Raw genomic sequence first — 23,139 nt, forward strand, 5'->3', positions numbered from 1 at the left:
CTTTTCGGGCCTCCTTGAGTTCCCTTACGCCGCCCCGCGCTGAAGCGCCTCGCAGACCGCCGTCGACTCCCTGACGCCCAGCTCAACCGCCTTGCCGCAGTGAGCGATCCAGGCCGCCATGCCCTCCGGGGTGCCGGAGACATAGCCGTCGAGAGCCGCCAGATAGGCCGCGCGACCGAGTTCGGCGTGACCGACCTCCGCTGGGCAGATCGACTTCGGGTCGAGACCGCTGCCGACCAGGACGATGCGCTCGGCCGCGCGCGCGACCAGGCCGTTGTGGGAACCGAAGGGGCGCAGGGCGAGCAGTTCGCCGTGGACGACCGCCGCCGTCACCAGGGCGGGGGCCGAACCTCCCGCGATGATCAGCTGCGAGAGCCCTTCGAGACGCCCGGCCACCTCGTCCGCATCCGGCAGTGGCAGCTCGACGAGGGGCTCGTCGACCGGTTCGCCGTTCTGCCGTGGCCGGCCGACCTCGTCACGCTTGTCCGCGGCCGCCACCAGGTGCAGCCGGGCCAGTACCCGAAGGGGCGACTGCCGCCAGATGGACAGGAGCTGGCCCGCCTCGGCGGTCAGTCTGAGGGCCGCGCCCACTGTGCGGGCCTCGTAGTCCGCGCTGAAATCGGTGCGGCGGCGCACCTCTTCGAGCGCCCAGTCGGCACCGGACAGCGCCGCGGAACCGCGTGCGCCGCGCAGCGCCGCCTCGGACGTGATCTCGTTGCTGCGGCGCCGCATGATCCGGTGGCCGTAGACCCGGTCCACGGCCTTGCGGACGGACTCCACGGACTCGGCCACTCCGGGAAGCGAGCCCAAGGCCGCGAGCGGATCGGCGGTCGCACCTGTCGTACCCATGAGTACGACAGTACGCGCCCGCCCCGTCACCCGACTGCCACCCCTCGTAGATCCGCGCACCCCTTCTGTTCGGAAACACCCCACGAAGGAGTGGTTTTCTTCCCGCACGCGATGCACTCAGAGCAATGACTCCACTACCCTTGGTGAACATGAAAATTGCTTTCGTTGGGAAGGGCGGCAGCGGCAAGACCACCTTGTCCTCGCTCTTCGTGCGCCACCTCGCGGCCTCCGGCCTGCCGGTCGTCGCGGTGGACGCCGACATCAACCAGCACCTGGGGGTCGCGCTCGGCCTCGCCGAGGCGGAGTCAGCCGGACTGCCCGCGATGGGCCAGCGACTGCCGCTGATCAAGGACTACCTGCGCGGCTCCAACCCCCGCATCGCATCCGCTGACACGATGATCAAGACGACCCCGCCCGGCGAGGGGTCGCGACTGCTGCGGGTGCGCGAGGACAATGCGGTGTACGACGCCTGCGCGCGGCCGGTGGAACTCGACGGCGGCGCCGTCCGTTTGATGGTCACCGGCCCGTTCACCGAGGCCGATCTGGGAGTGGCGTGCTACCACTCCAAGATCGGTGCAGTGGAGCTCTGCCTGAACCATCTCGTCGACGGCCAGAGCGAGTACGTCGTCGTCGACATGACGGCGGGCTCCGACTCCTTCGCGTCCGGCTTGTTCACCCGCTTCGACATCACGTTCCTCGTCGCCGAGCCGACCCGGAAGGGGGTCTCCGTCTATCGCCAGTACAAGGAGTATGCCCGCGACTTCGGGGTCACCCTGAAGGTCGTCGGCAACAAGGTGCAGGGCCAGGACGACATCGACTTCCTCCGCGCCGAAGTCGGTGACGACCTCCTGGTCACGGTCGGGCACTCGAACTGGGTGCGCGACATGGAGAAGGGCCGCCCGCCCAGGTTCGAGCACCTGGAGGAGGCCAACTGCCACGCCCTGCAGACCTTGCACTCCGCCGCCGACGCCACGTACGAGCTGCGCGACTGGGAGCGCTACATGCGCCAGATGGTGCACTTCCACCTGAAGAACGCGAGCAGTTGGGGCAACGAGAAAACCGGGGCGGACCTGGCGGCCCAGGTCGACCCCGGATTCGTACTCGGCGAGGGCCTGGTGGCCACGGCTTGAGCAGTCGGCCCGCGGGGAGCCGCCGCGGGATGGAGCCACAGCCCCCAAGGGGCTGCTAGGGCTTGACCGCGGGCGCCCCGGGGACGCCCCTCGGGGCAGGGGCCGGGCGCCCCGAGAGGAAGGACGCCCAGCCCTGCTTCGGGGCCTCGCCCACCTTGAGGCCGCGGAGCTTGTCGAGGGTCGCCGGGTCCTGGACGTCGAGCCAGTCCGCGAGTTGCCGGAAGGAGACGCAGCGCACCTCGGGCTTGGTGCAGACATGCTCGATGACCTCGTCGACGGCACGCATGTAGGTGCCGCCGTTCCAGGACTCGAAGTGGTTGCCGATGACCAGCGGCGCGCGGTTGCCGTCGTAGGCGCGGTAGAAACCCCTGACCAGGCCATCACGCATCTGGTTGCCCCACTCCGCGTACTTGGCGGGGTCTCCCTGGGTCTGCGTGCCCGACTGGTTCACCATGAAGTTGTAGTCCATGGTGAGCTGCTCGTAGGTGTGCCCGGGGAAGGGCACGAGCTGCATCGACAGGTCCCACAGGCCCTCCTTCTTCTCGGGCCAGACCTGGTCGTTGACGCCGCTGGTGTCGTAGCGGAAGCCCAGTTGGCGGGCCGCCTTCCTGAAGTTCTCCTGGCCCTCCAGGCACGGCGTGCGGGCCCCGATGAGCTCCTTGTCGTAGTCGAAGGGCAGCGGGGACGACTCCCTCATGCCCGTGTTGGTCTTCCAGGACTTCACGAACCACTTCGCCTGGGCGATCTCGCTCTTCCACTCCGCGACCGACCACTCGCCGACCCCGCCTCCGCTGCCGCAGAAGTGGCCGTTGAAGTGCGTACCGATCTCGTTGCCCTCCAGCCACGCGCCGCGCAACTGCTTCACGGTGTCCTCGATGCCCTGCTCGTCGTTGAAGCCGATCTCGGAGCTGCCGGGCGAGTGCTGCGGCGGCCTGTACAGGTCGCTCTTGTCCTCCGGCAGCATGTACACGCCGCTCAGGAAGTACGTCATCGTCGCGTTGTTGGCCTTGGCGATCTTCCGGAAGTGTGAGAAGAGCTTCTGGCTGTCCTCGCCGGCACCGTCCCATGAGAAGACCACGAACTGCGGGGGCTTCTCCCCGGGCTTCAGCCGCACGGGCCTGGGCAGATACGGCTGCGCACCGGTGTACGCGGTGGAGCCGTCGCCGATCGGGCGTACCGCGCTCTTGGGCGCCGGGGCCCCCGCCCCCTTCTTCGCGCCTTCCTGGGCACCTACGCAGCCGGCGAGCGCCGTGGCACAGGCCGCGGCGAGTGCTGCGCCCGCAGCGATCCTCTGGGTGGCGGCCATCTTCCGCCCTCCTTCTTCCTTCGGTCAGGGCAACGCTGAAAGGGCGTTATGGGCTGTTATGCAGTGGTTTCGCCGACAGCGTCGCCAAGGTCGCACGGGACCGAGAAGGAATAAATGCGACAAGCCGATCAAATGCCCGGTTCACCCTAGAGAGTGAATTAGTGCCCCATTTGACCTGATTTTTCGCACCAGACCTTTACTCTCCATTACGATCCGTTTACCGAGTGTTGAGAATCCCGCCGCTGTACGCCGTGACCCACGGCCGCGATCCGCCTCCCGCCGCTTCGGGCGGGGGCACCACCTGTTCCGCGACCGCGCTGCCCCGGAGGAGACGGGAACCATGTCCGCCAGCATCCCCACCCACCCCCAAGCCCCCGACTTCGTCAGAGCGGGGACCCCCATCACCGGCTCGACTCGATCGAAGCGCAGCCACCGGCCCCACAGTCCCCCGCCGGCCCCGCCCCGCCGATTCCGTATCGCGGGCGCCGATCTGTCGGCCTCGATCGCGGTCTTCCTGATCGCCCTGCCGCTGTCCCTCGGCATCGCCCTCGCCACCGGCGCGCCGCTCCAGGCCGGCCTCGTCGCAGCCGCCGTGGGCGGACTCGTCGCCGGACGGCTCGGTGGCACCCCGCTCCAGGTGAGCGGACCCGCCGCCGGGCTCACGGTCGTCACCGCCGAGCTCATCCACCGCTACGGATGGCGTACGACCTGCGCCATCACCGTTCTCGCCGGACTTACCCAACTGGGCCTGGGCTGCCTGCGCGTGGCTCGTACGGCACTGGCCGTCAGCCCCGCGATCGTCCACGGCATGCTCGCCGGCATCGGCGTGACCATCGCCGTCGCCCAGCTGCACATCGTGCTGGGCGGCAACCCGCAGAGTTCCGTCCTCGACAACCTCCGTGCACTGCCGGACCAGTTGGCGCACACCCACCCCGCCGCGCTGTCGATGAGCTCGCTGACACTGGTGCTCCTCCTCGCCTGGCCGCGGATTCCCGGGCGGGTCGGGCACGTACTGCGCAAGGTCCCCGCCGCGCTCGTCGCCGTCGCCGGGGCCACCGCGACCGCCTCCCTCGCCGGGCTGACCCTGCCCAAGGTCGATCTGCCGTCCTGGAGCAGCCATGCGCTGGCCGGGCTGCCCGAGGGGCCGGTGCCCGGGATCGCCGCCGCCGTCCTCACCGTGACGCTGGTGTGCAGCGTGGAGTCGCTGCTCGGCTCCGTCGCCGTGGACAGGCTCGCGGCCGCACGTCCGACGCCGCCGCCCCCTCGCTCCGACCTCGACCGGGAGCTGTTCGGGCAGGGCGCCGCCAATGTCGTCTCCGGCACGCTCGGCGGACTGCCGGTCACCGGGGTCGCCGTACGAAGTGCCGCGAATGTGCACGCCGGTGCCGTGAGCCGGAACTCCACGATGCTGCACGGCGTTTTCGTAGTAGTTGCCGCGCTGCTGATGGTCCCGATCCTGGAGCTGATCCCCCTCGCATCGCTCGCCGCCCTGGTGATGGCCGTCGGCATCAAGATGGTGTCCCTGCACCACATCCGCACGGTCACCCGCCACCGTGAGGTGCTGGTGTACGCCGCCACCACGCTCGGCGTCGTGTTCCTCGGAGTTCTCGAGGGCGTGGCGCTGGGGGTCTCCGTGGCCATCGGCGTCGCCCTGCACCGCCTCACCCGCACCCGTATCACGCACCACGAAAAGGGAGGAGTCCATTACGTACGCGTACGAGGGCAGTTGACGTTTCTCGCGGTGCCACGGCTCAGCCGCTCCCTGCACCTGGTGCCTCACGATGCCGACGTCGTCGTGGAGCTGGACGGCTCGTTCATGGACCACGCGGCGTACGAGTCCCTGCACGACTGGCAGAGCGCTCACATCGCGGCAGGCGGCACGGCCGAGTTCTCGGGGCGTGTCGGAACCCGGATCGCCGAGCCCGCGAACACTGCCCACTGCCGCTGCCGGCCCTGGACACCCTGGCGCAACCACCACTGCGCGGCCTCCGCGATCCCGCAGTCCGTATCTGCCGACGGCCCGCCGGACGGGGCCGGTGAGGCGGCCGACGCCTCCGGGGCGAGCGGGGGTGGCGGGCAGAGCGACCAGAGCGGGCATCAACTGGTGCGCGGGATCAGCGCGTTCCAGCACAACACCGCGCCGCTGGTTCGGGGTGAGCTGGCGCGGCTGGCGCGGGAAGGGCAGCAGCCGTCCCAGCTGTTCCTGACCTGCGCCGACTCGCGGCTCGTCACATCGATGATCACCTCCAGTGGTCCGGGTGACCTCTTCGTCGTACGGAATGTGGGCAACCTCGTGCCGTTGCCCGGGGAGGAGCATGGGGACGACTCGGTGGCCGCGGCGATCGAGTACGCGGTGGACGTGCTGAAGGTGCGGTCCATCACGGTGTGCGGGCACTCCGGGTGCGGGGCGATGCAGGCCCTGCTGGCCTCGGAGCCCGGAGGGACGCCGCTCACTCCGCTCAGACGGTGGCTGCGGCACGGGCAGCCGAGCCTTGAGCGGATGGCCGCCAAGGACCGGCCGTGGGCGCGGCTCGACGGGCGGGCGCCGGCCGACGCGGTGGAGCAGCTCTGCCTGACCAACGTGGTGCAGCAGTTGGAGCACCTGCGGGCGCATGAGTCCGTGGCGCGGGCCCTGCGGGAGGGCGTACTCGAACTGCACGGGATGTACTTCCACGTAGGGGAGGCGCAGGCGTATCTGCTGGCCGACGGCGACGGGGACGAGCTGTTCGATCACGTGGGGGCGGCGGAGGATCTGCGCCGTCCCGCGTGACCTGGCCGTGGTGCGCGGCCCCAGTCGACGGGGGCGCGGACCATGTGCCGGAGATCGCGGTACCAGGGACCGGATCGCCCGGGGGTCCCTCCCGTTCGAGGGAGGTCGAGGGGCCGAGGGTGGTGAACCCGACGGCCGGTCCGTACGTGCCTCAGAGTGCGTCCCCTGGGGACTCGCACGGACCCGCAGCCCGCAGACCACCCGAAGACCTCGCCAATAGGTCTAAACCAATTTTCGGTCGACCCTTGTCATCGAGCCCCTCGGTCTGATGAGCTGTGGCCTGGGACACAACGGACACCCTGGGAAAGGGAGATGTCGTGAGCAACGAAAGCCTGGCCAACCTCTTGAAAGAGGAGCGACGCTTCGCGCCGCCCGCTGACCTGGCCGCTAACGCCAACGTCACGGCAGAGGCGTACGAACAGGCCAAGGCTGACAGGCTCGGCTTCTGGGCCGAGCAGGCCCGCCGGCTGACCTGGGCCACCGAGCCGACCGAGACGCTGGACTGGTCGAACCCGCCGTTCGCCAAGTGGTTCAAGGACGGCAAGCTCAACGTCGCGTACAACTGCGTGGACCGGCATGTCGAGGCGGGCCATGGCGACCGCGTCGCCATCCACTTCGAGGGCGAGCCGGGCGACAGCCGGGCCATCACCTACGCCGAGCTCAAGGACGAGGTCAGCAGGGCCGCACATGCCCTGACCGAGCTGGGTGTCGGCAAGGGTGACCGAGTCGCCGTATACCTGCCGATGATTCCCGAGGCCGTCGTCGCGATGCTGGCCTGTGCCCGTATCGGCGCCACGCACTCGGTCGTCTTCGGCGGGTTCTCCGCGGACGCGATCGCCACCCGTATCGAGGACGCCGACGCCAAGGTCGTCATCACGGCGGACGGCGGTTACCGGCGCGGCAAGCCCGCCGCGCTCAAGCCCGCCGTCGACGACGCCATCAACCGGGTGGACCGCGTCGAGCACGTCCTCGTCGTACGCCGTACCGGGCAGGACGTCGCCTGGACCGAGGGCCGCGACGTGTGGTGGCACGAGATCGTCGTGCGGCAGTCCACCGAGCACGCGCCGGAGGCGTTCGACGCCGAGCACCCGCTGTTCATTCTCTACACCTCCGGGACGACGGGGAAGCCGAAGGGCATCCTGCACACCTCGGGCGGCTACCTCACGCAGGCCTCGTACACGCACCACGCCGTCTTCGACCTCAAGCCGGAGACCGATGTGTACTGGTGCACGGCCGACATCGGCTGGGTCACCGGGCACTCGTACATCACGTACGGACCGCTGGCGAACGGCGCGACGCAGGTGATGTACGAGGGCACGCCGGACACGCCGCACCAGGGGCGGTTCTGGGAGATCGTGCAGAAGTACGGGGTGACGATCCTGTACACGGCGCCCACGGCCATTCGTACGTTCATGAAGTGGGGGGACGACATCCCCGCGAAGTTCGACCTCAGCAGCCTGCGGGTGCTGGGGTCCGTGGGTGAGCCGATCAACCCCGAGGCCTGGATCTGGTACCGCAAGCACATTGGCGGCGACCGCACGCCGATCGTGGACACCTGGTGGCAGACCGAGACCGGCGCGATGATGATCTCGCCGCTGCCGGGCGTGACGGAGACCAAGCCGGGGTCCGCGCAGCGTCCGCTGCCCGGCATCTCCGCGACCGTCGTCGACGACGAGGCGCAGGAAGTGCCGAACGGCGGGGGCGGTTACCTCGTCCTCACCGAGCCGTGGCCGTCGATGCTGCGGACGATCTGGGGGGACGACCAGCGGTTCATCGACACGTACTGGTCGCGGTTCGAGGGGAAGTACTTCGCCGGGGACGGTGCCAAGAAGGACGAGGACGGGGACATCTGGCTGCTCGGCCGGGTCGACGACGTGATGCTCGTGTCCGGGCACAACATCTCGACGACCGAGGTCGAGTCGGCGCTCGTCTCGCACCCGTCGGTCGCCGAAGCAGCGGTCGTGGGCGCGGCGGACGAGACGACCGGCCAGGCCATCGTCGCGTTCGTGATCCTGCGGGGGACGGCTTCCGCCGACGACGACGGGCTCGTGGCCGACCTGCGCAAGCACGTGGGAACCACACTGGGGCCCATCGCCAAGCCGAAGCGGGTCCTGCCGGTGGCCGAGCTGCCGAAGACGCGGTCCGGGAAGATCATGCGGCGGCTGCTGCGTGATATTGCCGAGAACCGTGAGCTCGGGGACGTCACCACGCTCACGGACTCCACGGTGATGGACCTGATCCAGGCGAAGTTGCCGGCGGCGCCCAGCGAGGACTGAGCGGGGCCTTCTCCACCGGGGGGCACCTTGCGTGCCCCCCACACCCCCGGGCGACGCTGGGCTTCGCCCCGGAATCCCGAATCCCGGAGTCACGGAACTCCGGCATCCCGGAACCCCTGCGCACCTGTGCCTCTGCGCCCCGGGGGGCGACCTATGCCCGCCTATAACCTGCAGGCCCGTGGGGGCTCTGATCGCGCGGTTCCCCGCGCCCCTGACGGGGCGCTCCTCTCGGCGTCCCTGATAAGGCCTCCCCCTCCCCGCGCAACGCGCATAAATCCCCCTCCGCGCTTAATGTGAAGATCACCGCGTAAACCCGGCCACATCCTAGGTAAGCTAAGGATCACGTAAACAACACGTCAAGAAGTGCCCAAGGTGTGCCGGGAAGTCTGGTCGGCAAGCGCTCTGTCCTGCCTACCCGACCGGAGGTCGTCCCCGTGGCCGCGCCCCGCACCACCACATCCCCCCGCAAGTTGCTCGGACGACTGTCGCTGCCCGAGCGGAACTTCGTCGCGGACGCGCTGCGTACCGAGACCGTGGGTGGCGTGCTGCTGCTGGTCGCCGCGATCGCCGCGCTGATCTGGGCGAACACCCCGCTGCGGGACAGCTACGCGAGCATCGCTCACTTCCACATCGGGCCCGCTTCCCTCGGGCTCGATCTGTCGGTCGAGCACTGGGCGGCCGACGGGCTGCTCGCCGTGTTCTTCTTCGTCGCCGGGATCGAGCTCAAGCGCGAGCTGGTCGCCGGGGACCTCAGGGACCCGAAGGCCGCGCTGTTGCCGGTGGTCGCCGCGATCTGCGGCATGGCCGCACCCGCGCTGGTCTACACCCTCACCAATGTCCTCGGCGGAGGCACCCTCGACGGGTGGGCCATCCCCACCGCCACCGACATCGCCTTCGCGCTCGCCGTGCTCGCCGTCATCGGGACGTCACTGCCGTCCGCCCTGCGCGCCTTCCTGCTCACGCTCGCCGTCGTCGACGATCTGTTCGCGATCCTGATCATCGCCGTCTTCTTCACCGAGAAGATCAACTTCGTGGCGCTCGGCGGGGCGGTCATCGGGCTCGGGGTGTTCTGGCTGCTGCTGCGCAAGGGCGTACGCGGCTGGTACCTGTACGTCCCGCTCGCCCTCGTCATCTGGGGGCTGATGTACAACAGCGGCATCCACGCCACCATCGCCGGTGTCGCGATGGGCCTGATGCTGCGCTGCCACCGGCACGAGGACGAGGAGCACTCCCCCGGTGAGCACATCGAGCATCTCGTACGGCCGCTGTCGGCCGGGCTTGCCGTGCCGCTGTTCGCGCTGTTCAGCGCGGGGGTCACGGTCTCCGGAGGAGCGCTGGGGGATGTGTTCACACGACCCGAGACGCTCGGGATCGTTCTCGGGCTCGTCGTCGGCAAGGCGGTCGGCATCTTCGGCGGTACGTGGCTGACGGCGCGTTTCACCAGGGTGTCACTCAGCGAGGACCTGGCCTGGCCGGATGTCTTCGCCGTCGCGAGCCTCGCCGGCATCGGCTTCACCGTCTCGCTGCTCATCGACGAGCTCGCTTTCGGCGACGACCCGGTACTCGCCGACGAGGGCAAGGCAGCCGTCCTCATCGGCTCGCTCATCGCGGCCGTCATCGCCACGACGCTGCTGAAGATACGTAACGCCAAGTACCGCGCGCTGTGCGAGGCGGAGGAGCGCGACGAGGACCTCGACGGCATCCCCGATATCTACGAGCAGGGCCAACCGGCATACCACCTGCGGATGGCGGAGATCTACGAGCGGAAGGCCGCCGAACATCGCAGGCTTGCCCAAGTGGCGGGCGGGGCAAGCGAGGGAGACGACAGTCCGGCATGATCTGAGACGACAAAACAATCCAAGAGAGACCAGCACCCGAAAAAGGGAGTCCGCGATGAGCGCACCTGACGGCAGCCCGGTCGGCGCCGAACGCAGCATTGGCCAGCTGTTCGCCTCGGCGACGACCGAGATGTCCGCGCTGGTGCACGACGAGATCGCGCTCGCGAAGGCCCAGCTCAAGCGGGATGTCAAGCGCGGCGCGGTCAGCGGCGGCGCGTTCGCGGTGGCCGCGGCGGTGCTGGTCTTCTCGCTGCCGATGCTGAACTTCGCCCTGGCGTACGGCATCCGGACCTGGAGCGGCTGGAACCTCGCGATCTGCTTCCTGCTGTCGTTCGCCGCGAACGTGCTGGTCGCCGTCGTGCTCGCACTGATCGGCCTGGTCTTCGCGAAGAAGGCCAAGAAGAGCCAGGCCCCGCAGAAGGTCGCCGCCTCGATGAAGCAGACGGCGGGCGTCCTGCAGACCGCCAAGCCGCACCCCCGGCAGCGGGTCGAGGGCACCGCCAGGCCTGTGGCACGCTCGTCGTCATGACGGACCCCGCCACACCTCCGGCCCAACCCACTTCGGGCGTACGGCTCGACGGACCCTGGACGCACAGGGACGTCGCCGCCAACGGCGCACGCTTCCACATCGCCGAGATGGGCGACGGGCCGCTCGTCCTGCTGCTGCACGGCTTCCCGCAGTTCTGGTGGACCTGGCGCCATCAGCTGGTGGCGCTCGCCGACGCGGGCTTCCGGGCCGTGGCCATGGATCTGCGGGGCGTCGGCGGCAGCGACCGCACCCCGCGCGGCTACGACCCCGCCAACCTCGCGCTCGACATCACCGGGGTCGTACGGTCCCTCGGCGAGCCCGACGCCGCGCTGGTCGGGCACGACCTGGGCGGCTATCTGGCGTGGACGGCGGCCGTCATGCGCCCCAAGCTCGTACGCCGTCTCGCGGTGTCGTCGATGCCCCATCCCCGGCGCTGGCGTTCGGCCATGCTCTCCGACGTCAAGCAGACGTCCGCGAGTTCATACATTTGGGGGTTCCAGCGCCCCTGGATTCCCGAGCGGCAGCTGACCGCCGACAACGGCGCGTTGGTGGGTCGTCTGGTACGGGACTGGTCGGGGCCGCGGCTGCCGGACGACGAGGCCGTGGAGACGTACCGCCGCGCCATGTGCATCCCGTCGACGGCGCATTGCTCGCTCGAGCCCTACCGGTGGATGGTGCGGTCCATGGCCCGCCCGGACGGCATCCAGTTCAACCGTCGTATGAAGCGGCCGGTGCGGGTGCCGACGCTGCATCTGCACGGCTCGCTCGACCCGGTGATGCGGACGCGGAGCGCGGCCGGATCCGGGGAGTACGTCGAAGCGCCGTACCGCTGGCGGCTGTTCGACGGTCTCGGGCACTTCCCGCAGGAGGAGGACCCGGTCGCGTTCTCGACGGAACTGGTCAACTGGCTGAAGGATCCGGAACCCGATCGGTGACGTCCTCACCCGGTCGTGACCACCCGGACGAGCCCGATCCGTGACGTCCGACCCGGTCGGTGACCACCCGCCCGGACGCGCCCGGCACGCGAACGGGAACGCCTGTCCTGCGAACGGCCAATTGCCTGGCGCATAGGCCAATTGGGGGGCCGAGGCGTGGTTATCGACCTTGGGGCAGGGGCAGACGTCGGGGTATGGGCTGGACGCACGACTACAGTGACGCAGCACGCAACCGCCGCTCGGCCACGGGCCTGAGCTCCCATCAGAGGGGCACCCCGCAGTTGCCGGGCACGGACCTCCGAGTGGGGATCCCGCGCATTCTGCGCCGCCGGGCCCGCTGGGTCTCGGTACGGCTGCGCCATCCGCGCGGCTGAGCCCACCGGGCCGTTCCGCCCGCCGGATTACAGCGCGCAGCTGTCGCTGTCCACCTGCTGGTTCGCGGTACGACCCTGGGCGATGTCCTCCTGGACCTCGTCCGCGGTGAGCGCGTACCCGGTGTTGGTGTCGTCGAGCGACTTCGCGAAGACCACGCCGTACACCTTGCCGTCGGGTGTGAGCAGCGGGCCGCCGGAGTTGCCCTGGCGGACGTTCGCGTAGAGCGAGTAGACGTCGCGGTGCACCGTCTTGCGGTGGTAGATGTCCGGGCCGTTGGCCGTGATACGGCCGCGCACCCGCGCCGGCTGGACGTTGTACGCCCCGTTCTGCGGGAACCCGGCGACGATCGCGCTGTTGCCTCGGGTCGCGTCCTGGGTGGTGAACCGCAGCGCGGGCGCGTTCAGATTCGGGACGTCGAGTACGGCGATGTCGCGCTCCCAGTCGTACAGGACGACCGTGGCGTCGTACTTCCGGCCCTCGCCGCCGATCTGGACGGTGGGTTCGTCGACGCCGCCGACCACGTGCGCGTTGGTCATCACCCGGCGGTCGCTGAAGACGAAGCCGGTGCCTTCGAGGACCTTGCCGCAACTCTGGGCGGTGCCCGTGACCTTGACGATGGACTTCTGGGCGCGGATGGCGACGGCGCTGCGGGCGAGCGCGGGGTCGGGGGGCTGGACCTCGTTGATGGGCTCGTTGGCGAAGGGGCTGAAGACCTGCGGGAAGCCGTTCTGCGCGAGGACGGAGGAGAAGTCGGCGAACCAGGTGTTGGCCTGCGCGGGCAGGGCGCGGGACACGCCGAGCAGCACCTTGGAGTTGCGGACCTCCTTGCCGAGCGTCGGCAGGGTCGTACCGGCGAGGGCCGAGCCGATCAGCCAGGCGACGAGCAGCATCGCCACGACGTTGACGAGGGCGCCGCCCGTCGCGTCCAGAGCGCGGGCCGGGGACCAGGTGATGTACCGGCGCAGCTTGTTGCCGAGGTGGGTGGTGAGGGCCTGGCCCACGGAGGCGCAGACGATCACGATGATCACCGCGACGACGGCGGCGGACGTACTCACCTCGCTGTCGTCGGTCAGCCAGTCCCAGAGGACGGGGAGCACGTAGACGGCGATGAGGCCACCGCCCAGGAAGCCGATCACCGACAGGATGCCGACGACGAAGCCCTGGCGATAGCCCACGATCGCGAACCACACGGCGGCGACCAGCAACAGGATGTCCAGCACGTTCACCGCTTCAAGCCTCGCCTCATCACTTTCCGGTCGCGATCGTCCGGCCGGGGGACCGGCCCGCCGCACAGCGGCAAGGGGATACCGCGTCCACCGGGAAAACACAGCACGGAGGTCACCTTGTCATGAGCGCCAGTCGAGTGGGACCTGCTTGGCGCGGTCCCAGGGGCGCTCCCAGCCGGCGTAGTGCAGGATCCGGTCGATGATTCCGGCGGTGAACCCCCAGACCAAGGCCGACTCGACCAGAAATGCCGGACCCTGGTGGCCGCTGGGGTGAACGGTGGTGGCACGGTTGGCGGGGTCCGTGAGATCCGCCACGGGGACGGTGAACACGCGGGCCGTCTCGTTCGGGTCGACCACGCCGACCGGGGTCGGGCGGCGCCACCAGCCGAGGACCGGGGTGACCACGAAGCCGCTCACCGGGATGTAGAGCGCGGGCAGCACGCCGAAGAGCTGGACGCCGCTCGGTTCGAGCCCGGTCTCCTCCTCGGCCTCTCGCAAAGCGGCCCGCAGCGGCCCGTCGGCCTTCGGGTCGCCGTCCTCGGGGTCGAGGGCTCCACCGGGGAAGGAGGGCTGCCCGGCGTGCGATCTCAGGGAGCCGGCGCGCTCCATGAGCAGCAGCTCGGGGCCGCGGTCGCCCTCGCCGAACAGGATGAGGACGGCGGACTGCCGCCCCGCGCCGTTCGCCGGGGGCAGGAAACGGCTCAGCTGCAGCGGTTCGACCGTCTCGGCGGCGCGCACCACCGGAGCCAGCCACTCGGGCAGACCTTCCTTGCTGAGCGTCACCGGCCCGCCCTGTGTGTTGCTCGCGTGCGTCATCGCCACCCCCGTTCTGCTCTTCCCAACGCCTGCCGCTGCCCTGTTCGTTCCGTCATCCGGCGCCCAGTGGAGGTGCGGGGATGCCGCCCGCGTCCAGGTAGGACTGCGGGGGCTTGAGTCGCTGGCCGGGGAAGCCGCCCTTCTCGTACTTGAGGAGCTTCTTCGCCTTCTCCGGGTCGGTCTCGCCCTCCCCGTACGCCGGGCAGAGCGGGGCGATGGGGCAGGCGCCGCAGGCGGGCTTGCGGGCGTGGCAGATACGGCGGCCGTGGAAGATCACGTGGTGGGACAGCATCGTCCACTCGCTCTTCGGGAAGAGCGCGCCGACGGCCGCCTCGATCTTGTCCGGGTCGGTCTCGTCGGTCCACTGCCAACGGCGTACGAGCCGCTGGAAATGGGTGTCCACGGTGAGCCCCGGCCGCCCGAAGGCGTTGCCGAGCACGACGAAGGCGGTCTTGCGCCCTACGCCGGGGAGCTTGACCAGATCCTCGAGACGGCCGGGAACCTCGCCGCCGAAGTCGTCCCGCAACGCCTTCGAGAGCCCCATCACCGACTTGGTCTTGGCCCGGAAGAACCCGGTGGGGCGGAGGATTTCCTCGACCTCCTCCGGGTTGGCGGCAGCCAGGTCCTCGGGGGTCGGGTACTTGGCGAAGAGCGCCGGGGTCGTCTGATTCACCCGCAGGTCGGTCGTCTGGGCGGACAGGACCGTGGCGATGATCAGCTGGAAGGGGTTCTCGAAGTCCAGCTCCGGGTGGGCGTACGGGTACACCTCGGCGAGCTCGCGATTGATACGGCGGGCGCGGCGGACGAGGGCGGTGTGCGACTCGTTCTTGGGCGGTCTGGCAGGCACGGCGGCCTTCTTGGCCGTGGCTACGGCTTTCTTGGCCGCCGTGGCTCCCTTGGCCGTGGCTGCGGCCTTCTTCGCGGGCGCCGCTTTCTTGGCCGGGCCTGTCGACTTCTTGACCGAGCCTGTCGCCTTTTTGGCGGTCTTGTTCGAGATCTTCTTCGCCGTTGCCGTCTTCGCCGCCTCCGCCGCCTTCACCGGCACTTTTGCCGGCGTCGATTTTGTCGCTTTTGTCGGTTTCTTCGCCTCGTCGAGGGCTTGTTCGCCCACGGCGGAATCGCGACGTACAACCACCCGCCCTGCCCCCTTACCCTGCGCTCTCACCGGCGATTTGGACACCCGGCCAGCCTAAAGCCCGGCACCGACATCCGCCTCGGACCCAGGAGATCGGCCCCCAATTGGCCCCCTGCCGCACTGGATGGGACGTCAGTGCGGCAGACTTGTGACTGATCACACTGTTTGGACCGTCCAGCAAGATGGGGAACACGGTCCCCTGGTACACGGGGGAGCAAGATCCCCTGAGCAGGTCGACAAGGAGAGAACTCGTGGACGACGTTCTGCGGCGCGCCCCGCTCTTCGCGGCGCTCGATGACGAGCAGGCCGCGGAGCTCCGCGCCTCCATGAGTGAGGTGACCCTCGCACGCGGTGACGCTCTCTTCCATGAGGGCGACCCCGGGGACCGCCTCTACGTGGTCACCGAGGGCAAGGTGAAGCTCCATCGCACCTCCCCCGACGGCCGCGAGAACATGCTCGCTGTCCTCGGCCCCGGTGAGCTGATCGGCGAGCTGTCGCTGTTCGACCCGGGCCCGCGCACGGCGACCGCCACCGCGCTGACCGAGGTCAAGCTGCTGGGCCTCGGCCACGGCGACCTCCAGCCCTGGCTGAACGCGCGGCCCGAGGTGGCCGCCGCGCTGCTGCGCGCCGTCGCCCGGCGCCTGCGCAAGACCAACGACCAGATGTCCGACCTCGTCTTCTCGGACGTTCCGGGCCGTGTCGCCCGTGCGCTCCTGGACCTCTCGCGCAGATTCGGCGTGCAGTCCGAGGAGGGCATCCACGTCGTGCACGACCTCACGCAGGAGGAGCTGGCCCAGCTGGTCGGTGCGTCTCGCGAGACGGTCAACAAGGCGCTCGCGGACTTCGCGGGTCGCGGCTGGCTCCGCCTGGAAGCCCGCGCCGTGATCCTCCTGGACGTGGAGCGCCTCGCGAAGCGCTCACGCTGACGCTGTTTCTCCGCTGTACGACGACGGGGTCCCGCCTTCTTGGGAGGCGGGACCCCGTCGTGCTTGAGGGCTTTGGGGCCACCCCACGCTCAGCCGAAAATGGCCTGCCCCGCCGCCCCCACCACGGCACAGTGGGCGCATGGCCGAAAGCGCGCGCCGCAGGGGACTCGACGCCCAGGGGTACATCGAGCGGGAGGGGGCACTCGGGCGGATCCCGAGGGCGTTTCGGCCCGTTGTCGCCACGGCCCGCGACCGACTTCCCGATGTCTTCGGGGACCGGCTCACCAGCGCATACCTCTACGGATCCATCCCGCGCGGCACTGCCCGCGTGGGCGCAAGCGACCTCGATCTGCTGCTCGCCCTGCGCGGGGAGCCCACCGAGGCGGACCGGGCGGACGCCGACGCACTGGGCGAGGCGCTCGACAAGGAGTTCGCGCAGATCGACGGCGTCGGCACGCTGCTGTTCAGCCGCACGCGGCTCCTGAGCGACCTGGAGACGTACGACCTGGGCTGGTTCGTCGCCTGCCTCTGTACGCCGCTCCTGGGCGAGGACCTGGCCGAGTACCTGCCCCGCTACCGCCTGGACTCCCGCCTTGCCCGCGAGACGAACGGCGACCTGGCCCTCCTCCTGCCGCGCTGGCGCGAGCGGATCGGCGAAACCCCCGACACCGACGAGGCTCGGCGCCCGCTCATCCGCTTCATGTCACGCCATCTCGTCCGTACCGGCTTCACGTTGGTCATGCCCCGCTGGAACGGCTGGACCAGCGACCTGAAGGAGATGGCGGAGTTGTTCGGCGCGTACTACCCGGAGCGCGCCGCCCAGATGTTGAGGGTGGCCGTCCTCGGCTACGAGCCGAACGCCGGCGATCTCGCCATCCTCCGTTCGTACGTCGACGACCTCGGCCCCTGGCTCGCCGAGGAGTACGCGCGCGTGCATGGCGTTAAGGCACCACGCCCGTAAAACACGCCCCTAGGGGCCTCAACAAGCACCTCGGCGCCCAGGCGATCCAGATGAGGCTGCGCTCGCGCTAGATGAGGCCGTGCTCGCGCAAGTAGTCCAGCTGCGCCCGTACCGACAGCTCGGCCGCGGGCCACAGCGAACGGTCCACATCCGCGTAGACATGCGCGACGACCGCATCCGGCGACCGGTAGCCGTTCTCGACCGCCGTCTCGACCTGGGCGAGTCGGTGGGCGCGATGGGCGAGGTAGAACTCGACGGCGCCCTGGGCGTCCTCGAGGACGGGGCCGTGGCCCGGCAGGACGGTGTTGACGCCGTCGTCGACCGTGAGGGAGCGGAGCCGGCGCAGGGAGTCGAGATAGTCGCCCAGACGGCCGTCAGGGTGGGCCACCACGGTCGTGCCGCGGCCCAGGATGGTGTCACCCGTCAAGACGGCCCGGTCGGCCGGGAGATGGAAGCACAGCGAGTCGGCCGTGTGCCCGGGCGTGGGCACGACGCGCAGCTCGAGCCCGCCGACGGTGATGACGTCCCCCGCGCCCAGCCCTTCGTCCCCGAGCCGCAGCGCCGAATCCAGGGCCCGCACCTTGGTTCCCGTCAACTCGGCGAACCGCGCCGCACCCTCGGCATGATCCGGATGCCCATGTGTGAGCAGCGTCAGCGCGACCCGTTTCCCGGCCTTCTCGGCCGTATCCACCACACTCCGGAGGTGTACGTCGTCCAGGGGACCCGGGTCGATCGCCACCGCGAGGTCGGAGTCCGGCTCGGAGACGATCCAGGTGTTGGTGCCGTCCAGGGTCATGGCGGACGCGTTGGGCGCGAGGACGTTCACGGCACGCGCGGTGGCGGGGCCGGAGAGGACCCCGCCTCTGGGCTGGCCGGGGAGGGCGGCTGCGTCGGTCATGCGGGGGCTCCACCGGTCGGGATGCGCTTGGTGAACTCGTCGTGGCCGGGCCAGGCGAGGATCACTTCGCCGTTCTCCAGGCGGGCCTTGGCCAGGACGGGGGTCATGTCGCGGTCGGGCGCCGCGGCGAGGACGTCCGCGGCACGGTCGTACAGGCTGAGCTGACGCAGGGTCGCGATGGTGGGCGGCAGCATGGTCAGCTCGCCCTTGTCGTACGAGGCTGCCGCGTCCGCCGGTCGGATCCACACCGTGCGGTCGGCTTCGGTGGAGACATTGCGGGTGCGCTGGCCCTCGGGGAGGGCGGCCACGAAGAACCAGGTGTCGTAGCGGCGTGTTTCGAACTCCGGGGTGATCCAGCGGGTCCACACACCCAGGAGGTCGGACCTGAGCACGAGCCCCCTGCGGTCGAGGAACTCGGCGAAGGAGAAGTCGCGGGCGACCAGGGCCGCGCGGTCCGCCTCCCAGGCGTCCCCCGTGGTGTCGCCGACCACGGTGTCCGGGGCGGCTCCGGCGAGCAGGACGCCCGCCTCCTCGTACGTCTCCCGGACGGCCGCGCAGACGATGGCCTGGGCGGAGGTCTCGTCCACGCCCAGCCTTTTCGCCCACCACGCGCGCGTGGGGCCCGCCCAGCGGATCTGGTGCTCGTCGTCGCGTGGGTCCACGCCGCCGCCCGGATACGCGTACGCGCCGCCGGCGAAGGCCATGGAGGCGCGGCGGCGCAGCATGTGCACCACGGGGGTGTCGTCGGTGTCCTTGAGCAGCATGACGGTGGCCGCGCGTCTGGGGGCCACGGGCGTCAGCGTGCCCTCCGCCAGCGCGCGGATCCGCTCTGGCCACTCCGGTGGGTACCACTGCCCATTCGCCATGGCCGGAGGCTATCCCGAGCCGGGCGGATGTTCGAGAGCCCCTCGCTCCCCTCCCCGTCCGCCTCCCCCTGCCCGGCGGTGCGGCCCGGTGGGTTTTCGGCCCCTCCGCCCCTACCCTCCCCCACTCTCGGCTTCTCCCCCAGTGCCTTAAGGGCCTGGGAGGTACCCCCAGAGCGGGGGGGACCCCCATCGTCCCTGGGGGCTGCCGCCCCCAGCCCCCCCCGCATCGGCCTGAACGGCCTCATCCTCAAACGCCGGACGGGCTGAGGGGGTGCACCCGCAGTCGCCAGCGCACGGAAGGGGCCGTGCCGTGCCGGTACATCACATGCCCGTCGCTTACGCCCGGATCTGGAAACGTCTCCCTACAGGCCAACGTCTGGTCCACCGGCGACGGGCGGATGTACCGGCACGGCACGGCCCCGACCCACCCACTCGCGTACAGCGAACCGCCAAGCAACAGCGGCAGCGCCTACGCCTCCGTCAACTCCACCTGAACCTCGACCTCCACCGGAGCATCCAACGGCAGCACCGCCACCCCCACCGCACTACGGGCATGGACCCCCTTGTCACCAAGGACCTCACCCAGGAGCTCACTCGCACCGTTCAGCACACCCGGCTGACCGGTGAAGTCCGAGGCGGACGCGACGAAACCGACGACCTTCACGACGCGCGCGATGCGGTCCAGGTCACCCGCGACCGACTTGACCGCGGCAAGAGCGTTCAGCGCACACGTACGGGCCAGCTCCTTGGCCTCCTCGGCCGTGACCTCCGCGCCCACCTTCCCGGTGACCGGAAGCGTGCCGTCCACCATCGGAAGCTGCCCCGCGGTGTAGACGTACACACCCGACTGCACGGCCGGCTGGTACGCCGCCAGCGGCGGGACGACGTCCGGCAGGCTCAGCCCGAGTTCCGCCAGCCTCGCCTCGACGGCGCCGCTCACGCCGACTTCTCCCGCTTCAGGTAGGCCACCAGCTGTTCGGGGTTGTTCGGCCCGGGCACGACCTGGACGAGCTCCCAGCCGTCCTCGCCCCAGGTGTCCAGAATCTGCTTCGTGGCATGGACGAGCAGCGGCACGGTTGCGTATTCCCACGAACGACGGCTACTTTCAGGCATCACAACACCCCAGGTTGTTACCGGCATGAATCTTCACGTTGCAGGCTATACGCGCCAGTCCTACGGACGGGTCAACGGCAGCGAGGCAAGCCCGGCAAGCCAGCGCGAGGCGAACGCCGCACGGTTCGAGTCGTTCGCCGCTGAGGGTCCGCGGCAGGGCCGTGAAGCCACCTGGTGCGGTCACCATGAGGACGTCGGGCGTGTGACCGGGCCCGGCCGACAGGGTCGCCCTCGTACAGGGCCCGGTCGTCGTACAGCCTCGGTTCGGGACTCACCGACGAATCGGCGGCCAAACGGCTCGGTGTCTCGCTGCGCACCTACCGGCGGCGCGTGGCCGAGCTGATGGCCAAGCTCGAGGCCGACTCCCGCTTCCAGGCCGGGCTGCGTGCGGGCGAGCTGTGGCTACCTCGCTAAAGACCGTACTGATCGCATCCCTTCAGTGGTCTGCACACCTGAGCACCTCGGGCCACGGAAACAACCGGCGCGTCAACCCCCGAAGAACTTCCGGAGCCGACACTTAGCGCTGGATTCGCAGCGCACGGACGCCAGGATGCGAGGGGACCCGTCCCGGGCCCGCGGCCTGAACGTGGGAATCCGCAGGCACGCGCACGGCTCGTGAGCGCACCCACGGCCTACCGGCCCACATCACTTATCCCCCCCTTGGTCATGGGGCCGACTGTAGCCGCTGCTGTGCGCAGCCTCTCGCCCACGTTGTCCACAGCCTCCTGCGTAGTCCGGCGGCGGACTGGTTAGGCTCGAATACGTGAGCAGGCTCCAGGTCGTCAGCGGCAAGGGCGGTACCGGCAAGACCACGGTGACCGCGGCCCTCGCGCTCGCCCTCGCGACCGAGGGCAAGCGCACCCTCCTCGTCGAGGTCGAGGGCAGACAGGGCATCGCGCAGCTCTTCGAGACAGAAGCGCTGCCCTACGAGGAGCGGAAGATCGCGGTCGCTCCGGGGGGCGGGGAGGTGTTCGCCCTCGCCATAGACCCCGAACTGGCCCTTCTGGACTACCTCCAGATGTTCTACAAACTGGGCAGCGCGGGCCGCGCCCTGAAGAAGCTCGGCGCCATCGACTTCGCGACCACCGTCGCACCGGGTCTTCGGGACGTGCTCCTGACCGGCAAGGCCTGTGAGGCCGTACGCCGCAAGGACAAGAGCGGCCGGTTCGCGTACGACTACGTCGTCATGGACGCGCCGCCCACCGGACGCATCACCCGCTTCCTGAACGTCAACGACGAGGTGGCGGGGCTCGCCAAGATCGGCCCGATACACAATCAGGCACAGGCCGTCATGCGCGTCCTCAAGTCCCCGGAGACGGCGGTCCATCTGGTGACGCTCCTTGAGGAGATGCCCGTCCAGGAGACCGCGGACGGCATCGCCGAGCTGCGGGCCGCGAAGCTGCCGGTGGGCCGGATCATCGTCAACATGGTGCGGCCCGCGCTCCTCGACGACACCGACCTGGAGCTGACGAGCGCCGTCCCCCGTACGGCGATCGCCAAGTCGCTCTCCGCGGCCGGACTCGGCGGCGCCCGCCGCGGCGGACTCGCCGAGCGGCTCGTGGACCCGCTGCTCGAGCAGGCCGAGGAGTACGCCGAGCGGTACGCCCTGGAGCGCGAGCAGCGGACCGTGCTCACGGAGCAGGGCCTGCCGCTGCACGAACTCCCGCTGCTCGCCGGGGGAATGGACCTGGCGGGCCTGTACGAGCTCGCCACGGAACTGCGCACGCAAGGGATCTCATGAGCCTGAACGCCGCCCGCGTACTCGACGTCGACCCCCTGCTCGACGACCCGGAGACCCGCATCGTGGTGTGCTGCGGCTCGGGCGGAGTCGGCAAGACGACCACGGCGGCGGCGCTGGGGCTGCGCGCCGCCGAGCGAGGCCGCAAGGTGGTCGTGCTCACGATCGACCCGGCGCGCAGGTTGGCGCAGTCCATGGGCATCGACTCGCTTGACAACACCCCGAGGCGCGTGAAGGGCATCGAGGGAGACGGCGAGCTGCACGCCATGATGCTCGACATGAAGCGCACCTTCGACGAGATCGTCGAGGCGCACGCCAACGGCAAGCAGGCGGCCGCGATTCTCAACAACCCCTTCTATCAGTCGCTTTCGGCGGGCTTCGCGGGCACGCAGGAGTACATGGCGATGGAGAAGCTGGGCCAGCTGCGGGCCCGTGACGAATGGGACCTCATCGTCGTCGACACGCCGCCCTCGCGCTCGGCGCTGGACTTCCTGGACGCCCCGAAGCGGCTCGGCTCCTTCCTGGACGGCCGGCTGATCCGGCTGCTGACGGCGCCTGCGAAGCTGGGCGGCCGCGCGGGGATGAAGTTCCTGAACGTCGGGATGTCGATGATGACCGGCACCCTGGGGAAGCTGCTCGGAGGTCAGCTCCTCAAGGATGTCCAGACGTTCGTGGCCGCGATGGACACGACGTTCGGCGGCTTCCGTACGCGCGCGGACGCCACGTACAAGCTGCTCCAGGCGCCCGGCACGGCGTTCCTGGTGGTGGCGGCCCCGGAGCGGGACGCGCTGCGCGAGGCCGCGTACTTCGTGGAGCGGCTGGCCGCGGAGGACATGCCGTTCGCCGGTCTGGTGCTCAACCGGGTGCACGGCAGCGGTGCCGCCCAGTTGTCCGCCGAGCGGGCGCTCGCCGCCGCGGAAGATCTTGATTCCGTGGCCTCAGAAAATCTTGACGAGGTCCGCATTGTGGATCAGAGGGACGGGAAAGCTGGACTTCGTAACTCTCCCGACACGTACGACAGTTCAGAATCTCCCGCTTCCGAAACATCAGCTCCTGACGGTCCCGACGAAGGCTCCCCCGCCGCCACGGACAGGCCCGCCGTCACGGACAGAACCGACGTCACCGACGAGCACAGGGCAGCCACCACGGACGACGGCCGGACCGCCGCCACGGACACCGACCGGACCGTTGAACAACTCACCGCAGGCCTGCTGAGGCTGCATGCCGAACGCATGCAGCTGCTCTCCCGCGAGCAGCGCACGCGTGACCGCTTCGCCGCGCTCCACCCCGAGGTGGCGGTGGTCGAAGTGGCCGCGCTGCCGGGCGACGTACACGATCTCGCCGGGCTGCGGGACATCGGGGACCGGCTCGCGGCCAGTCGGCCGGAGCTGCCCGAAACCGGGGCGTGAGAGCCCCGGGTGGCCCGAAGGGAGCCCTCAGTGGCCCGAGGGA

Annotated in this window: 20 protein-coding genes and 1 pseudogene; 12 read left to right on the forward strand and 9 right to left on the reverse strand. The window is 69.8% G+C overall.

Annotated elements, in window-relative coordinates:
- Positions 1-24 precede the first annotated feature (24 nt).
- Positions 25-849 (reverse strand): Fic family protein, encoded by an 825-nt coding sequence (locus C4B68_RS18095; RefSeq protein ID WP_099504953.1) that lies wholly within the window; start codon positions 847-849, stop codon positions 25-27.
- Positions 850-998: 149 nt separating this feature from the next.
- On the opposite strand from C4B68_RS18095, the gene C4B68_RS18100 reads away from it, so the two are divergent.
- Positions 999-1,979: an ATP-binding protein gene (locus C4B68_RS18100; protein WP_167459105.1), complete on the forward strand. Its 981-nt coding sequence runs from the start codon at positions 999-1,001 to the stop codon at positions 1,977-1,979.
- A gap of 55 nt (positions 1,980-2,034) precedes the next feature.
- On the opposite strand, the gene C4B68_RS18105 is transcribed toward C4B68_RS18100, so the two are convergent.
- Entirely contained in the window at positions 2,035-3,285 is a 1,251-nt protein-coding gene (locus C4B68_RS18105) for a polysaccharide deacetylase family protein (protein ID WP_099504955.1), read from the reverse strand.
- Positions 3,286-3,625: 340 nt separating this feature from the next.
- Between C4B68_RS18105 and C4B68_RS18110 the strand changes: the two genes are divergently transcribed.
- From C4B68_RS18110 to C4B68_RS43285, 6 genes are all read left to right on the forward strand, one after another.
- Entirely contained in the window at positions 3,626-6,055 is a 2,430-nt protein-coding gene (locus tag C4B68_RS18110; RefSeq protein WP_099504956.1) for a bifunctional SulP family inorganic anion transporter/carbonic anhydrase, read from the forward strand.
- Between the two features lie 275 nt (positions 6,056-6,330).
- Complete coding sequence (gene acs / locus C4B68_RS18115; protein WP_099504957.1) at positions 6,331-8,331, forward strand: acetate--CoA ligase; 2,001 nt, start codon at positions 6,331-6,333, stop codon at positions 8,329-8,331.
- 434 nt (positions 8,332-8,765) lie between these two features.
- Positions 8,766-10,169, forward strand: a complete 1,404-nt coding sequence (gene nhaA, locus C4B68_RS18120; protein ID WP_099504983.1) for a Na+/H+ antiporter NhaA — start codon at positions 8,766-8,768, stop codon at positions 10,167-10,169.
- 55 nt (positions 10,170-10,224) lie between these two features.
- On the forward strand, positions 10,225-10,698 hold the full coding sequence (locus tag C4B68_RS18125; protein WP_099504958.1) for a phage holin family protein: 474 nt from the start codon (positions 10,225-10,227) through the stop codon (positions 10,696-10,698).
- Positions 10,695-11,633, forward strand: a complete 939-nt coding sequence (locus C4B68_RS18130) for an alpha/beta fold hydrolase (RefSeq protein WP_099504959.1) — start codon at positions 10,695-10,697, stop codon at positions 11,631-11,633. Before C4B68_RS18125 ends, C4B68_RS18130 begins: the two co-directional genes overlap by 4 nt.
- 194 nt (positions 11,634-11,827) lie before the next feature.
- Positions 11,828-12,007, forward strand: a complete 180-nt coding sequence (locus tag C4B68_RS43285) for a hypothetical protein (RefSeq protein WP_099504960.1) — start codon at positions 11,828-11,830, stop codon at positions 12,005-12,007.
- Between the two features lie 27 nt (positions 12,008-12,034).
- On the opposite strand, the gene C4B68_RS18140 is transcribed toward C4B68_RS43285, so the two are convergent.
- The 3 genes from C4B68_RS18140 to nth form a co-directional block, all read right to left on the reverse strand.
- Positions 12,035-13,234 carry a MarP family serine protease gene (locus C4B68_RS18140; protein WP_099504961.1) on the reverse strand — a complete coding sequence of 400 codons (1,200 nt, stop codon included), beginning with the start codon at positions 13,232-13,234 and terminating at the stop codon, positions 12,035-12,037.
- Positions 13,235-13,354: 120 nt separating this feature from the next.
- Positions 13,355-14,050: an NUDIX hydrolase gene (locus C4B68_RS18145; RefSeq protein ID WP_099504984.1), complete on the reverse strand. Its 696-nt coding sequence runs from the start codon at positions 14,048-14,050 to the stop codon at positions 13,355-13,357.
- 52 nt (positions 14,051-14,102) lie between these two features.
- A complete protein-coding gene (gene nth, locus C4B68_RS18150; RefSeq protein WP_099504962.1) occupies positions 14,103-15,161 on the reverse strand; it encodes an endonuclease III in 1,059 nt (352 codons plus the stop codon).
- Positions 15,162-15,436: 275 nt separating this feature from the next.
- Between nth and C4B68_RS18155 the strand changes: the two genes are divergently transcribed.
- Complete coding sequence (locus tag C4B68_RS18155; protein WP_006382668.1) at positions 15,437-16,111, forward strand: Crp/Fnr family transcriptional regulator; 675 nt, start codon at positions 15,437-15,439, stop codon at positions 16,109-16,111.
- Between the two features lie 139 nt (positions 16,112-16,250).
- On the forward strand, positions 16,251-17,072 hold the full coding sequence (locus tag C4B68_RS18160; protein ID WP_099504963.1) for a nucleotidyltransferase: 822 nt from the start codon (positions 16,251-16,253) through the stop codon (positions 17,070-17,072).
- Positions 17,073-17,139: 67 nt separating this feature from the next.
- Here the strand turns inward: C4B68_RS18160 and C4B68_RS18165 are convergent, their stop codons facing one another.
- The 4 genes from C4B68_RS18165 to C4B68_RS18180 all read right to left on the reverse strand — a co-directional run bounded on the left by C4B68_RS18165 (position 17,140) and on the right by C4B68_RS18180 (position 19,949).
- Complete coding sequence (locus C4B68_RS18165; protein WP_099504964.1) at positions 17,140-17,970, reverse strand: MBL fold metallo-hydrolase; 831 nt, start codon at positions 17,968-17,970, stop codon at positions 17,140-17,142.
- Positions 17,967-18,836, reverse strand: a complete 870-nt coding sequence (locus tag C4B68_RS18170) for an NUDIX hydrolase (protein ID WP_099504965.1) — start codon at positions 18,834-18,836, stop codon at positions 17,967-17,969. The genes C4B68_RS18165 and C4B68_RS18170 overlap by 4 nt, the downstream gene beginning before the upstream one ends.
- 469 nt (positions 18,837-19,305) lie before the next feature.
- Positions 19,306-19,776, reverse strand: coding sequence for a RidA family protein (locus tag C4B68_RS18175; RefSeq protein ID WP_099504966.1), 471 nt, complete (start codon positions 19,774-19,776; stop codon positions 19,306-19,308).
- Positions 19,773-19,949: a Sp36 family protein gene (locus tag C4B68_RS18180; protein ID WP_099504967.1), complete on the reverse strand. Its 177-nt coding sequence runs from the start codon at positions 19,947-19,949 to the stop codon at positions 19,773-19,775. The genes C4B68_RS18175 and C4B68_RS18180 overlap by 4 nt, the downstream gene beginning before the upstream one ends.
- 255 nt (positions 19,950-20,204) lie before the next feature.
- Here C4B68_RS18180 and C4B68_RS43290 point away from each other — a divergent pair.
- The 3 genes and pseudogenes from C4B68_RS43290 to bagB form a co-directional block, all read left to right on the forward strand.
- Positions 20,205-20,363: pseudogene (locus tag C4B68_RS43290) on the forward strand (helix-turn-helix domain-containing protein); the annotation flags it as partial.
- 349 nt (positions 20,364-20,712) lie between these two features.
- The gene (bagA, locus tag C4B68_RS18190; RefSeq protein WP_099504968.1) at positions 20,713-21,690 is read left to right on the forward strand and encodes an ATPase BagA; all 978 of its coding nucleotides are present in this window, start codon (positions 20,713-20,715) and stop codon (positions 21,688-21,690) included.
- Complete coding sequence (gene bagB, locus C4B68_RS18195) at positions 21,687-23,096, forward strand: ATPase BagB (protein WP_099504969.1); 1,410 nt, start codon at positions 21,687-21,689, stop codon at positions 23,094-23,096. The genes bagA and bagB overlap by 4 nt, the downstream gene beginning before the upstream one ends.
- Positions 23,097-23,139 lie beyond the last annotated feature (43 nt).

Source organism: Streptomyces dengpaensis, assembly GCF_002946835.1.
Lineage (GTDB): Bacteria > Actinomycetota > Actinomycetes > Streptomycetales > Streptomycetaceae > Streptomyces > Streptomyces dengpaensis.

Excerpts from the sequence above, each read along its gene's own strand:
- C4B68_RS18160 (WP_099504963.1), top strand. The coding sequence starts at position 16,251 with ATGGCCGAAAGCGCGCGCCGCAGGGGACTCGACGCCCAGGGGTACATC.
- C4B68_RS18100 (WP_167459105.1), top strand. The coding sequence starts at position 999 with ATGAAAATTGCTTTCGTTGGGAAGGGCGGCAGCGGCAAGACCACCTTG.
- C4B68_RS18110 (WP_099504956.1), top strand. The coding sequence starts at position 3,626 with ATGTCCGCCAGCATCCCCACCCACCCCCAAGCCCCCGACTTCGTCAGA.
- C4B68_RS18125 (WP_099504958.1), top strand. The coding sequence starts at position 10,225 with ATGAGCGCACCTGACGGCAGCCCGGTCGGCGCCGAACGCAGCATTGGC.
- C4B68_RS18180 (WP_099504967.1), bottom strand. The coding sequence starts at position 19,949 with ATGCCTGAAAGTAGCCGTCGTTCGTGGGAATACGCAACCGTGCCGCTG.
- C4B68_RS18130 (WP_099504959.1), top strand. The coding sequence starts at position 10,695 with ATGACGGACCCCGCCACACCTCCGGCCCAACCCACTTCGGGCGTACGG.
- C4B68_RS18170 (WP_099504965.1), bottom strand. The coding sequence starts at position 18,836 with ATGGCGAATGGGCAGTGGTACCCACCGGAGTGGCCAGAGCGGATCCGC.
- C4B68_RS18165 (WP_099504964.1), bottom strand. The coding sequence starts at position 17,970 with ATGACCGACGCAGCCGCCCTCCCCGGCCAGCCCAGAGGCGGGGTCCTC.
- C4B68_RS43285 (WP_099504960.1), top strand. The coding sequence starts at position 11,828 with ATGGGCTGGACGCACGACTACAGTGACGCAGCACGCAACCGCCGCTCG.
- C4B68_RS18095 (WP_099504953.1), bottom strand. The coding sequence starts at position 849 with ATGGGTACGACAGGTGCGACCGCCGATCCGCTCGCGGCCTTGGGCTCG.
- C4B68_RS18145 (WP_099504984.1), bottom strand. The coding sequence starts at position 14,050 with ATGACGCACGCGAGCAACACACAGGGCGGGCCGGTGACGCTCAGCAAG.
- bagB (WP_099504969.1), top strand. The coding sequence starts at position 21,687 with ATGAGCCTGAACGCCGCCCGCGTACTCGACGTCGACCCCCTGCTCGAC.
- C4B68_RS18105 (WP_099504955.1), bottom strand. The coding sequence starts at position 3,285 with ATGGCCGCCACCCAGAGGATCGCTGCGGGCGCAGCACTCGCCGCGGCC.